Source organism: Natronobeatus ordinarius (genome assembly GCF_024362485.1).
GTDB classification, from domain to species: domain Archaea; phylum Halobacteriota; class Halobacteria; order Halobacteriales; family Natrialbaceae; genus Natronobeatus; species Natronobeatus ordinarius.
In genome coordinates this window covers 1,076,693-1,089,068 of sequence record NZ_CP101456.1, presented here as the reverse complement: position 1 = coordinate 1,089,068, position 12,376 = coordinate 1,076,693, and the positions used below count along the sequence as shown (strand labels likewise).

Here is a 12,376-nt window from a genome sequence, read left to right as displayed (position 1 = left end):
GTCACCGCGGATCGAGGAGCGGGACTCGAGTTATCCCGCGGATACGCGACGACGATCGCCAGTGTACGGTGTGCATAGTTTACGTGCTCCCGTCGGAAGTGAGCCGAGTGATGTCGATTCCGCGCCGGATGCGATTCGTGCACGGACAGGTCGCCTGGATGGTAGCGACGGTGCTCGGTCTGGCGGCCCTCGGAGCGTTCTCGTTCGATCTGTTCGTGATCCTCTCGTTCGTCGGCGTGCTGATCGTCGCCGAGTTGACGTCGCCGATCAACGTGACGCCGGCGTGGCGACGGCGGCTGCGAGTCCTCGTCGTCCTCGGGATAGTCGGCTTCGCGGTCGTCGCCGGACGTCGCTTCCTCGAGATCGCGCCGCCGGAGGTGCTGCCGTGACGTCCGCCGGCGGTGACGCGGGCATCGACCTGCCGCGAGTCGACGACCTCGACCTGCCGCGGACGTTGCTGGTCGCGCTCTCGCTCGCCGTCGCGCTCACCCTGGTCGTCGTCACCAGCACCTCGACGGCCGCGTTCGACCCGTTCAACCCCTCCTGGGAGGGGACGAGCGACCTCCGTGACGATGTGGCGGCCGAGCCGAACGTGACGGGCGAACTCGTGCAGGATCCGGCCCGGTACGAGGCGGTCGAGCGCGAGGGGACCGTCGCGTTCGTCGTCAGCCCCGACGACGAACGGGTGCGAGCCGACGGCGACCGAATCCGTGAGTTCGTCCGGGCCGGGGGTACGCTCGTCGTCCTCGAGAACTTCGGCGACGGCGGAAACGAGCTCCTGGCGGAAGTGGGAGCCGAAGCGCGGACTGACGGCCGGCTGATCCGCGACGATCGCCACTACTACCGCAGCCCGACGATGCCCGTCGCGACCGAAGTCGAGAACGATTCGCTCGCGGCGACCGTCGACGAGGTGACGCTCAACTACGGAACGGCCGTCGAGCCGGGGAACGCGACGGTCCTCGTCGCCACGAGCGAGGTCGCCTACCTGGTCGAATCGCCCGAGGACGAACTCGAGGATGCCGCCTCGGGCTTCGGTCCCCACCCGGTCGCGACCGTCGAGGACGTCGGCGAGGGGCAGGTGATCGTCGTCGGCGACCCGAGCGTCACGATCAACGTGATGCGCGAGGTTCCCGACAACGCCGCGTTCCTCGAGACGTTCTACGCCGACGAGGAGCGCGTCCTGTTCGACCTTCCCGGAGCCGACGAGGCGCCGCCGCTCACGACGGCGCTCCTGACGGTTCGAGAGACGCCGACCCTGCAGACGCTGCTCGGCGCGGTCGGCGTCGCCGGCGTAGCGACGCTGGCGACGTGGCGCGTCCGCTCGGGGCTCGAGCGCCTTCGGCGGGTGGGCTCGCGAGTGCGTCGTGGACCGACTCGAGACGTCAGCCCCGGCCTCTCGGACGAAGAGCGGGCGGCGTTCCTCCGGCGACGGTATCCCGACTGGGACGAAGACCGGATCGAGCGAGTGCTGGCCGTGCTCGAACAGCCCGACGGAGGTGAGCACGTCGATGAACGGTGAGGACCGCGCGACCGGCGGCTCGGCGGGCGATCCGACGGCGATCTACGACGCCCTCAGCGAGGAGATCGGCCGGGTGCTGGTCGGGAACGACGACGCCGTCGAGCACCTGACGATCGCCGTCCTGACCCGCGGCCACCTGCTGCTCGAGGGCGTTCCCGGGGTCGCGAAGACGACGCTCGCGAACCTCTTCGCCCAGGCCAGCGGGCTCGCCTATCGACGAATCCAGCTGACGCCGGACGTCCTCCCGGCGGACATCACCGGAACGACCGTCTACCGCGAGCACACCGGCGAGTTCGACCTCCAGCGGGGGCCGATCTTCACCAACCTCGTCGTCGCCGACGAGATCAACCGGGCGACGCCGAAGACCCAGTCGGCGCTGCTCGAGGCGATGGAAGAGCGCCGCGTCACCATCGAGGGTGAGACGCTCGAGTTGCCGGAGCCGTTCATGGTCGTCGCGACCCAGAACCCGATCGAGATGGAAGGCGTCTTCGAACTCCCCGAGGCCCAGCGCGACCGCTTCCAGCTCAAGCTCACGATCGACCTGCCCGACCGGGCCGACGAGCGCGAGATCCTCGAGCGGTTCGACGCCGATCCCTCGCTCGGCCCGACGGACGTCTCCCAGGTCGTCGACGTCGACGCGTTGCTCGCCGCCCGGAAACGGGTGCGGGACGTCCACGTCGCGGCCCCGGTGAAAGAGTACGTTCTCGACGTCGTGGTCGCGACCCGCGACCACCCCGACGTCGTCCACGGGGCCTCGCCCCGGGCGACCCTGGCGTTTCTCGACGCGGGAAAAGCCCGCGCCGCTATCCGTGGTCGCGGCTACGCCATCCCCGACGACGTGAAGGCGCTGGCCCGGTCGATCCTGGTCCACCGACTCGTGTTGAGCACCGACGCCGAACTGAGCGACGTCAGGCCCGTCGACGTCGTCGAAGACGTCCTCGAGGCAGTCGAGCCGCCCGGCATGGACCCCGAAGCGGTTCCGGCGGTCGGCGACGGGGGCCGCGACGCGACGGCTGGCGACGAGTCCGACGCGACGGCTGGCGACGGGTCCGACGCGACGACTGGCGACGAGTCCGACACAGCGAAGGAGTGACCGAGACGCTCCCCCCTACTCCTCGGGAACCCACCGACAGGTGACCAGCCAGTCGGCCCGGTCGTCGCCCGGCGCGATCTCGAGGGAGACGGGACGCTCGAGTCCGGCCGCGAGGCCGACGGCGAGAAACGAGGCGATCGGATGGTCGAATCGGTCGACGTCGCCGAGGACGCTTCCGGTGAGCGCGACGGTCGCGCGGCCGTCCCCGGCGTCGACGTCGGGGGTGGCGGCGTCGGCGAGCTCGAACCCCTCCACCAGGGCGTCCGCGAGCTGGGTGGTGAGCCCGACCGGCGTCGACTCGAGGTCGTCGACCAGTTCGCGCTCGAACTCGCGATAGAGCGGTCCCCCGGTCGGCTCGAGGACGAGCCCGCGTCGCTCGTCGTCGGTGACGAAGGGGCCGGTTACGTCCTCGAGTCCGCGCCGGTCCTCGAGCCCGTCGCGATCGGCGGGCGTCGAGAGCGCCTCGAGGAGGTCGTCGCCGGCCTGCTGGGGGACGTAGAGGCGAGCGGCGTCGCCAACTCCGCCGGTGTCGGTTGTCGGGAGGTAGACGTGCTCGTCGGCCAGGCCGAGGGCGTCGGCGATCGCCGCGCCGTTCGTCGCGGCAGCCGCGTGAATTCGTTCGCCGACGTCGGCAGCGACGACCCGGCCGGGGGCGAGAGAATACGTCAGGACGGCACCGAACAGCCCCGTCGCGGCGAGAGCGAACAGCACCTCACGCCCGTCCGGGAGCAAGAGCCCGCCCAGGGCGGCCAGGCCGCCGAGGAACGCGAGCCCGAGCGCCGTCCGACGGTATCGCGCCTGGCGAAGGCGGGCGTACTGGCTTCGGAGTCGCCGGTTCTCCGCGGCCAGCAGTTCGACCTGGGCTGTGGCCTCGGCGGCGTCGTCGGCCGCCTCCGGAGGTTGCTCGTCGGTCGCGTCCTCGGCGGCCGACGGCTCGCCGCGGCTGTCGGCGTCGGACTCGCTCACGGATCGACCGCCCCCGTCTCCGGTTCGGTCGACGACCATGCGAGCCCCAGGCGGACGCGTTCGTACCGGTGGATCGCGACCGCCACGACCGCGACGACCGAGAGGAGCGTCGCCGCCGCGATCGGGAGCGAGCCCTCGGACGCGGCGAGCCACGTGATCCCGGCCAGGCCGAGGACGCTCGCGAGGACGACGACCGCGTTCTCGATCGGTCGCGGCGTTCCGACTACGGGCGCGACCAGCACGCCGAGAAAGGCGAGGAAGACGGCGACGAGCGCGACGGGGCCGATTCCGTCCGGGAACAACACCGGAAGCGCGACGTGGCCGCCAGCCAGCGCGTACGGCGTCCCGAAGGCGTACCAGATCGCCGCGGTGGCGACGCCGACAGCGGCGCCGGCCGGCCCCGACAGGACCGAGAGGACGACGGTGAGTATCGCCAGCGCGAGCAGCGTCGACCACGTCGCCTCGGTCCGATCGACGGCGGCGACGCTCACGGCCGCCCACCTCGCGAGCGACCCGCCTCGAGAACGGTCGCCAGTCGGTCGCCCGGCCCGACCTCGAGGGCGGTTACGCGTTCCATCCGCGAGAGGTCACGCCGGAGCCGTTCGAAGGCGACGTAGCGGTCGTACGCTCGTTCGACGTCGGCGAGCCCGCCGGGCTCGTAGAGAACCGTCGGCGCGAGGAAGACGGCGACCTCGTTGCCGTTGGCCCGGGCCAGTTTGACCGTCTCCCGGAGCTCCGCCGGCCGCGAGTCGTCGGTGAACAGCGCCGTCCAGACGAACCCTCGTTGCTGTGCGATCGCCGTTCTGACGGCGGTGTACAGCGGATCCGACTCGATCCGTTCCCGGTAGGTCTGGCGAGCCTCGAGGAAGGGGCCGAGCGTCTCGGCGAACGCGTCGTCGTCGCCCTCGAGCGCGACGAGGTGACGGGTGACGTCGGCCGTGGTCGTTCGTCGAGAGACACCGGTTCCTGGGGGGCGAGACGGCCGCGATCGAGTCGTGCCCGACCCGGCGGCGCCGCCGTCCTCGAGTGGGCCCTCATCCTCGGATGTGACGCCATCCTCGGGTGGGGCTCCGTCCGCAGGTCCGGCTCCGTCCTCGGTTGCCTCCCCGTCTGCAGGTACGGCTCCGGCCGCGAGTCGCGACGCACGTTCTGCCGCCGAGTCGGCCGATTCGACGGGGGCAGTCGGCTCGAGGTCGAAGAGCCAGCGGCGAAGCGTTCGGTGGTCGGCGGCAGCCGAGTGCAGGCCGTGCCAGCCGGTGATGCCGCCGTCACCGACCGTGAGGAGGCCGAGCGGGTCGTCGGCGCCGCGTGCGCCGTCGATCGTCGCCAGGGCAACCTCCCGGAGGTACTCGAGTTTCGACCGACCGGGCGGGCCGACCGAGAGCGGGCGCCGGTGGTCGACGACGAGCAGGGTCCGCCGGTCCGTCTCGGCCTCGAACTCGCGGACGTGGGGCGTGCCGAGTCGGGCCGTCGCCTTCCAGTCGATCCGCTGGGCGGTGTCGCCGGGGACGTACTCCCTGAGTTCGGCCGGGTCGATGCCCGACCCGGAGCGCGACGTCTCGTGTTCGCCGAACGCCGTCGGCAACCGGTCGCCGCCCGTGCCGACGTGAACTGACCGCGGGTTGTTCGACTCGACTGTGATCTCGGGTCGCCGACCGACCGGCAGCGTCTCGCGAAACCGACCGTCCGTGGCCACCACCGTCGCCTCGTCGAACCGATGGGTGCCGACCACGGGCCAGCTGACGTCGACAGTCCGCTCGGCGACGGTCTCACCAGGCTCGAGCGTCACCGAGAGCGGCTCCTCGCTCGTCGCCCCCGTCGGCAGACCGGCGTCGATCGACAGCGAGACCGGCGAGGGGCGCTCGAGCGTCGCCACGAGCGTCACCGGGACGGCGTCGCTCACCTGCGAACTGGGCCGGGCCGGTGACTGGTCGACCGAGAGGGCGGCCACCGTTCGCTCGAGGTCGCGAGCGAACTGGGCCGTCTGGGCGAGAAGCCACGCGCCGACCAGCACCGCACCCCCGAGGACGAACAGTCGGGCGGTGAGGACCGCCAGGAGCGCGAGGGCGGCGACGAGAACGGCGACCGCGCCCAGCTGGCGCGTGGGGTGCATGGTCCCGACGTCCACGGACGGCGTGTTCAAGCTACTGGTAACAGTTGTCTGATACGAAACTCAGCTGTCGAGACCGATCAGTGAACGAGACGGTTGTAGAACGGTGATACTCGCGTCGGCGGACGATGAACGGTATGTGCGTCGACCGTGAATTCACGGGTGTGACCGAGATCGGACGAACGGTCGCCGTCGGGCTGGTACTCGTCGGGCTCACGGTCGCGGCGGCAGGCGGTGGCGGATCGATCGCGTTCGCCGGTGTGAACGGACCGACGGCGGAGGCTGGTGCTTCCGAACAGTCAGCTGGTAGCTTCGGCGCGGGTGCGATCGTCGGTTCGGCAGCCGCCACGACGGACGGCGAGAACGAAACGGTCCCCCACCGAAACCCCAACGAGTACACGGAAGACGGCGACGCGGTCGGACTCGAGGCCTGGCTCTCCGAGGAGCTCACGGACCGGCTCGCCGAGAGCGCGTCCGAACTGGAGCGCGGCGACCACGAGAGCGCCAGGGAACTGGTTGGCGAGGACTACCAGCTACGACACGCGCAGTACACCGATCTCGCCGAGGCGTCCGACGCGGACGACGCCGACCTCTTCGAGGACGCCAGCGACGCACAGCTCGAGCTAATCGCCGCCGCCGAGTCCTACGAGGAGTTGCGAGCCGAATACGAGCAGGCGCTCGAGGAGGGTGAAGAAGAGAGGGCTCGCGAACTCGCCCGCGAACTCGAGGTCGAGGCCACGAACGCCACCGAGGACGGCGACGAGCTGCGCGAGCTGTACGACGAACTCGAGCAGGAGACCGGCGAGGACTTCTCCGAGACCAGCGAGCGCTTCGATGACGTCGAACGTGCACTCGAACGCGACCAGGCGGAGATCCGCGAGGCGCAGTTCGTCGAGACCGAGCTCTCGGTCGAGCCCGACGCGGAGAACGTCTCGTTCGCCGAGCCGCTCGTCGCCGAGGGCGAGCTAGTGACGGCGAACGGCTCGGCGGTCGCAGACGAGGCGATCCGTCTCGACGTCGGCAACGGCACGACGACGGCCGAAACGGACGACGACGGCGCGTTCGAGTTCGAGTACCGCCCCACCAGCGAGGCGCTCTCGGCGGACGAGCTCTCTGTCGCGTACGTCCCCGAAAACGAGTCGACGTATCTCGGGAGCGAGACGACGGTCCCCGTCTCGATCGAACAGGTCGAGCCGACGGTGACCGACCTTGACGTGCCGGCCGAGGTGGCCTACGGAGAGGAGATTCCGGTCGCGGGGACGCTCGCCGTCGAGGACGAACCGGTCGACAACGTCACGCTCGAGGCCGTCCTCGAGGAGGAGGCCATCGGCGACGTGAACGTCTCGAACGGCTCGTTCGACGGCTCGGTCGAGCTCCCGGCGTCCGTTTCCGACGGCGAGCGAGAGCTGGGCGTGCGGCTCCCGTTCGAAGCGCAAGCGCTCGCCGAGACGGCGGCGACGGAGTCGGTGACCGTCCTCGAGACGGCGACGGAGCTGTCGATAAACACGACCCACGTCGACGACCGCGAGGTGTTCGTCGAGGGGACGGTCTCGACCGACGAGGGCGAGCCGGTCGAGAACGAGTCCGTCCAGGTCCGCGTCGGCGAGACGGTCGCGCCCGTCACGCTCGACGACGAAGGGGCGTTCAACGAGACGGTGAGCGCGCCCGCAGAGGCCGGCGGCGACGTTCGCGTGCTCGTCACCTACGACGGCGAGGGAACGAGCTTCGCGGCGGCCGACGCTGAGGAAACAGTGTCGCTGCCCGGGTCGGATGGCGGCGTGGTCTCCTCGCTGCCGGCGTGGGCCTGGCTCTTCTTCGGGCTGCTCGCCGTGATCACCGCCGCGGGTGGCGTTCGTCGGTATCGCAGCGGGGCGGCCGAAACCGGCGGGACGACTGGATTCGGAAGCGGTCGGTCCGGCTCCGGGCACCGACTCACGGGCCCCGACGTAACGGAGGCGCTGCTCTCGCGTGCAGCCGAGGAGCGCTCGAGCGGCCGCCCCGAGGCCGCCGTCCAGACGTGCTACGTCGCGACACGCCGGGAGCTGGCGAGCCGGATCGGCGTCGACGAGGGGCTCACCCACTGGGAGTTCTACCGGCGCTGGCGACGGGACGGCACCGACGACGTCGACGCGATCCTGTTCGACCTGACCGAGGCCTACGAGCGAGCGGCGTTCGACGCTGCGAACGTCTCATCCGAGGAGGCCGACGTCGCCCTCGAGCGGACGCGGCACCTGCTCACAGTCGAGCCGGCAGCCGGTGCCGACGATGCCGAGCCGGCAGCCGGTGCCGACGATGTCGACCGAGAGACGGAGACCGAATCCATCTAGCGTCGGGACAGTAGCCACTTCTGTCTGATCCAACGACATTTAGCCGCGGGGATCGAACGCCGCGGTAAATGGTCGACGTGAAGTCGCTCCGGCTGTTCGTTCCGCGGCACCTGCGATCGGTTCCCGCTGACCTGGCCGGTGTGACCGTGATCACGGTCGCTGTCGTCGTCGCCGTCCTCGCGCCAGTGATCAGGGAGACGCCGCTTCGCGTCCCACTCGGGCTCGGCTTCGTCCTGTTCGTCCCCGGCTACGTCGTCGTCTCCGCGCTGTTTCCCAGGCGTGGCCCGCCAGCCACCGAGACGACCGAAACGGCGGCCGACGCGGCTCCCGTCTCGCCAGCCGGATCCCGAATCAGTGGCGTCGAACGGGTCGTGCTCTCGGTCGGGATGAGCCTCATCGTAGCTCCGCTGGTCGGACTCGTCCTGACCGTCACGCCGTGGGGGCTCCAGACCGTGCCGTTCGTCGTCGGCCTGAGTCTCGTCACGCTGCTCGGGACGGTCGCCGCTGCCATCCGTCGGTGGGCAGTCCCCGAGGCGGATCGGTTCGTCGTCCCCTACCGAACGTGGGTTGGGACCGTCCGGAGCCGGCTGCTCGAGCCAGACTCGCGTGCCGACGCCGCGGTGAACGTCCTGCTCGTCGCCTCGATCCTGCTCGCAGCTGGATCCGTCGGCTACGCCGTAACCAGTGCCGGCGACGGCGAGCCGTACTCGGCGGTGGCGCTCCTGGCGGAGACCGAGACGGGCGACCTCGAGTTCGTCGACGACGACGTTGCCGCCGGCTTCGGCGAGACCGACAGCCAGGAACTCGTCCTCAGGATCGAGAACGGCGAGCACCGAACGGCGGTCTACACCGTCGTCGTCGTCGCACAGGAGGCAACGCCGACCGAGAACGGAACCGTCGTCCACGAACAACGGGAGATTGAACGGTTCGAAACAGGACTCGAACACGGCGAGAGCTGGACGCACGAGCACACCATCGAACCGACGGACGACGACGCGCGACTCGTCTGGCTCGTCTACCTCGACGGAGACGTTCCCGACGAGCCGTCGACGACGTCCGCGCCCTACGCCGTCGACCTCTGGCTCGAACCCGCCGACGGAGACGCGACAGACGCCGGCGACGGCTAACCGTTCTCGGCCGGCACGGAACCGGGTGACGGGTGCTCGAGAATCGGTCGCCGACCCGATCGTCGAGGTCGGTCAGTCGACCGCCGAATCAGTCGTCACCGCCGGCCGCCGGATCTGTCGTCGACGGAAGAACCCGTCGTCGGGTAACAGGCGTTTTCCCCAGGTTGGAACAGTTAGGGACGGTTAGCAAAAATATACGTGCCATTGCGGCGAGGATACCCCCAGAGGAACGAAAAGGGGGGCTGGTGAGGAACGCGGATATGAGCAGCCCTTCTGCGGTCGTTCTCGCCGCTGGTGAGGGGACGCGACTGCGGCCGCTCACCAAGAATCGACCGAAACCGATGCTCCCGGCGGCGACGAAACCGATCCTCGAGCACGTCCTCGACGGATTGATCGACGCCGGGGTGGCCGACGTCACCATCGTCGTCGGCTACCGACGGGATCGCGTCCAGTCACACTTCGGATCGACGTACCGTGACGTTCCGCTCTCGTACGTCGTCCAGGAGAAGCAACTCGGCACCGGCCACGCGCTCTTGCAGGCGGAGCCGGCAGTGGACGGCGCGACGCTCGTCGTCAACGGCGACCAGCTCGTCGACAGCCGGATCGTCCGCGACGTCGTCGATCGCCACGGCGCCGACGCCGCCGCGACGCTCGGCCTCATTCGACGGGCCGACGTCGGGGCGTACGGCGGCGTGATCCTCGAGGACGGCCGGGTTCGCGACCTCGTCGAGCAGCCCCGAGACGACCGGAACTACCTCCTCAACGCCGGCGTCTACGCGCTCGAGCCACGGCTGTTCGACTCGATCCGTGCCGCCCACTCACGCGACGGCGAACAGTCGCTGGTCGACGGCATCTCGCAGGCCATCGAGTCCGGGGAGCCCGTCCGCGGCGTCGTCTCGGAGGGGCTGTGGGTCGACGCCACCTATCCGTGGGACTTACTCGAGACCTCACTCGAGCTGTTCGACGCGGGCGTCATCGACGGCCGGCACGAGGACTCCTCGGCGACGATCCACGACGACGCCGTGATCCGCGGGCCGGTCGTCGTCGGTCCCGACTGCGAGGTCGGTCCCGGGGCGGTCGTCGGCCCGTACGCCTGCCTCGGCGAGAACGCGACCGTCGACTCGAACGCCGTCGTCGAGCGCAGTGTCGTCGACGCGGACACGCGGATCGGGCCCGGCGCGACGGTCGTCGACTGCGTGACTGGCGTCGGCGTCGACGTCGGCCCCGGAACGACGATTCCCGGCGGTCCCGGCGACGTTCGCGTCGGTGACCGGGTCTTCGAGGAGGAAGCCCTCGGCGCGCTCTTAGCCGACCGCGTCACCGATCGCGGCGGCGTGACGTACGTCCCCGGCACGATCGTCGGCCCCGACTCGCGAATCGAGTCCGGATCGACCGTCCGCGGGACGCTCCCGGCCGAAACGGAGGTGCGATCCTGATGTGTGGCATCATCGGCTACACGGGCGACGACGAGCGTGCCGTCCTCGACGTCCTCCTCGACGGGCTCTCCGGCCTCGAGTACCGCGGCTACGATTCGGCAGGCCTCGCGATTTCGAACGCCTCGCTGTCGGTCTACAAACGGGAGGGCGAACTGTCGAACCTCGAGGCGGTGCTGCCGGAGGGCCTCGACGGCTTCGCCGGCGTCGGTCACACCCGCTGGAGCACGCACGGGCCGCCGTCGGACGAGAACGCCCATCCGCACACCGACTGCCAGGGGCGCGTCGCCGTCGTCCACAACGGCATCGTCGAGAACTACGCTCCGCTCAGAGCGGAGCTCGAGGCTCGCGGTCACACCTTCGAGAGCGAGACCGACACCGAAGTCGTCCCCCATCTCATCGAAGAGCACCTCGCTGACGGCGCCGATCCCGAGCGGGCGTTCCGCCGAACCGTCGAGCGACTCGAGGGCAGCTACGCCGTGGCGGCGGTCTTCTCCGGCCGGGAGACGGTGTACGCCACGCGCCAGGCGTCGCCGCTCGTGCTCGGCGTCGGCGACGACGGCCACTACCTCGCGAGCGATGCGCCGGCGTTCATCGAGTACACCGACCGGGTGATCTACCTCGAGGACGGCCAGTTCGCGACGATCACGCCCTCGGACGTAACCGTGACCGACGAGCGCGGCCAGCCGGCGGACGTCACCGTCCGGCGGCTCGAGTGGGAACCCGAAGACGCCGGCAAGAGCGGCTACGACCACTACATGGTAAAGGAGATTCACGAGCAGCCGACGGCCATCCGCCGGTGTCTCGGCGGCCGGGCCCGGGAGCTCGACGGCTCGGTCACGATCGACGAACTGACCGACCTCGAGACGCCGTCGTCGGTTCAGTTCGTCGCCTGCGGGACGTCCTACCACGCGTCGCTGTACGGCGCCCGGTTGCTCCGCGAGCGTGGGATTTCCGCCCAGTCGTTCCTCGCCAGTGAGTACGACGCCGACGCGCTCCCGATCGACGAGGAGACGCTGGTCGTCGGCGTCACCCAGAGCGGCGAGACCGCCGACACGCTCTCGGCGCTGCGGAGCGCGAACCGCGCCGGTGCGACGACGCTCGCCGTGACCAACGTCGTCGCGAGCTCCGCCGCCAGAGCGTGTGACCACACGACCTACATCCGGGCGGGCCCGGAGATCGGCGTCGCCGCGACCAAGACGTTCGCCTCCCAGCAGGTCGCCCTGGCCATGGTCGCGAGCGTCCTGGCGGGCGAGTTCCCGAGATCGTTCGTCGAAGGACTGCGAGACGTGCCCGACGACGTCCAGTCGATTCTCGACACCTCACGAGCGCGCTCGATCGCCGAGCAATACGAGGACGCCGACGCCTACTTCTTCATCGGCCGCGGCTACAACCGCCCGGTCGCCCTCGAGGGCGCGCTGAAGATGAAAGAGATCACGTACAAACACGCCGAGGGGTTCGCCGCTGGCGAGCTGAAACACGGCCCGCTCGCGCTCGTCACTCCACAGACGCCCGTGTTTGCGGTGATCGGCGCCGACGACGCCTCCGAGAAGACCCTGAGCAACGTCACCGAGGTCGAGTCCCGGGGCGCACCCGTCGTCGCCGTCACCGACTCCCCCGAGCGGGTCGAGCGCCACGCGGACGCCACCCTCGAGGTGCCCGACACCCACCCGTGTCTCACGCCCATCCTCGCGAACGTCCAGCTCCAGCTGGTCGCCTACCACGTCGCGAACCGACTCGGGCGGTCGATCGACAAGCCACGAAATCTGGCCAAGAGCGTGACCGTCGAGTGATCGCGTCG

10 protein-coding genes are annotated in these 12,376 nt (G+C 70.1%); 7 read left to right on the top strand and 3 right to left on the bottom strand.

Annotation, left to right across the window (positions count from 1 at the left end; all coding sequences use genetic code 11):
- Positions 1–110: 110 nt before the first annotated feature.
- The 3 genes from NMQ09_RS05600 to NMQ09_RS05590 are packed head-to-tail and all read left to right on the top strand — an operon-like array spanning position 111 to position 2,612.
- Complete coding sequence (locus NMQ09_RS05600; RefSeq protein WP_255193459.1) at positions 111–389, top strand: DUF8044 family membrane protein; 279 nt, start codon at positions 111–113, stop codon at positions 387–389.
- A complete protein-coding gene (locus NMQ09_RS05595) occupies positions 386–1,519 on the top strand; it encodes a DUF4350 domain-containing protein (protein WP_255193458.1) in 1,134 nt (377 codons plus the stop codon). Before NMQ09_RS05600 ends, NMQ09_RS05595 begins: the two co-directional genes overlap by 4 nt.
- A complete protein-coding gene (locus NMQ09_RS05590) occupies positions 1,509–2,612 on the top strand; it encodes an AAA family ATPase (RefSeq protein WP_255193457.1) in 1,104 nt (367 codons plus the stop codon). The genes NMQ09_RS05595 and NMQ09_RS05590 overlap by 11 nt, the downstream gene beginning before the upstream one ends.
- A gap of 15 nt (positions 2,613–2,627) precedes the next feature.
- Here the strand turns inward: NMQ09_RS05590 and NMQ09_RS05585 are convergent, their stop codons facing one another.
- The 3 genes from NMQ09_RS05585 to NMQ09_RS05575 are packed head-to-tail and all read right to left on the bottom strand — an operon-like array spanning position 2,628 to position 5,691.
- Entirely contained in the window at positions 2,628–3,578 is a 951-nt protein-coding gene (locus NMQ09_RS05585; protein ID WP_255193456.1) for a DUF7982 domain-containing protein, read from the bottom strand.
- A complete protein-coding gene (locus NMQ09_RS05580) occupies positions 3,575–4,069 on the bottom strand; it encodes a DUF8163 family membrane protein (RefSeq protein ID WP_255193455.1) in 495 nt (164 codons plus the stop codon). The genes NMQ09_RS05585 and NMQ09_RS05580 overlap by 4 nt, the downstream gene beginning before the upstream one ends.
- Positions 4,066–5,691 carry a DUF58 domain-containing protein gene (locus NMQ09_RS05575; RefSeq protein WP_255193454.1) on the bottom strand — a complete coding sequence of 542 codons (1,626 nt, stop codon included), beginning with the start codon at positions 5,689–5,691 and terminating at the stop codon, positions 4,066–4,068. Before NMQ09_RS05575 ends, NMQ09_RS05580 begins: the two co-directional genes overlap by 4 nt.
- A 134-nt stretch (positions 5,692–5,825) precedes the next feature.
- Here NMQ09_RS05575 and NMQ09_RS05570 point away from each other — a divergent pair, with 134 nt between their 5' ends.
- The 4 genes from NMQ09_RS05570 (at position 5,826) to glmS (ending at position 12,368) form a co-directional block, all read left to right on the top strand.
- Positions 5,826–8,015, top strand: a complete 2,190-nt coding sequence (locus tag NMQ09_RS05570) for a hypothetical protein (RefSeq protein ID WP_255193453.1) — start codon at positions 5,826–5,828, stop codon at positions 8,013–8,015.
- Positions 8,016–8,083: 68 nt separating this feature from the next.
- Positions 8,084–9,142: a DUF1616 domain-containing protein gene (locus NMQ09_RS05565; protein WP_255193452.1), complete on the top strand. Its 1,059-nt coding sequence runs from the start codon at positions 8,084–8,086 to the stop codon at positions 9,140–9,142.
- Between the two features lie 260 nt (positions 9,143–9,402).
- Positions 9,403–10,578, top strand: a complete 1,176-nt coding sequence (locus NMQ09_RS05560) for a sugar phosphate nucleotidyltransferase (RefSeq protein WP_255193451.1) — start codon at positions 9,403–9,405, stop codon at positions 10,576–10,578.
- A complete protein-coding gene (gene glmS, locus NMQ09_RS05555) occupies positions 10,578–12,368 on the top strand; it encodes a glutamine--fructose-6-phosphate transaminase (isomerizing) (RefSeq protein WP_255193450.1) in 1,791 nt (596 codons plus the stop codon). Before NMQ09_RS05560 ends, glmS begins: the two co-directional genes overlap by 1 nt.
- The last annotated feature ends 8 nt before the right edge of the window (positions 12,369–12,376 follow it).

Excerpts from the sequence above, each read along its gene's own strand:
- NMQ09_RS05600 (WP_255193459.1), top strand. The coding sequence starts at position 111 with ATGTCGATTCCGCGCCGGATGCGATTCGTGCACGGACAGGTCGCCTGG.
- NMQ09_RS05590 (WP_255193457.1), top strand. The coding sequence starts at position 1,509 with ATGAACGGTGAGGACCGCGCGACCGGCGGCTCGGCGGGCGATCCGACG.
- NMQ09_RS05575 (WP_255193454.1), bottom strand. The coding sequence starts at position 5,691 with ATGCACCCCACGCGCCAGCTGGGCGCGGTCGCCGTTCTCGTCGCCGCC.
- NMQ09_RS05570 (WP_255193453.1), top strand. The coding sequence starts at position 5,826 with ATGTGCGTCGACCGTGAATTCACGGGTGTGACCGAGATCGGACGAACG.
- NMQ09_RS05565 (WP_255193452.1), top strand. The coding sequence starts at position 8,084 with ATGGTCGACGTGAAGTCGCTCCGGCTGTTCGTTCCGCGGCACCTGCGA.
- NMQ09_RS05560 (WP_255193451.1), top strand. The coding sequence starts at position 9,403 with ATGAGCAGCCCTTCTGCGGTCGTTCTCGCCGCTGGTGAGGGGACGCGA.
- glmS (WP_255193450.1), top strand. The coding sequence starts at position 10,578 with ATGTGTGGCATCATCGGCTACACGGGCGACGACGAGCGTGCCGTCCTC.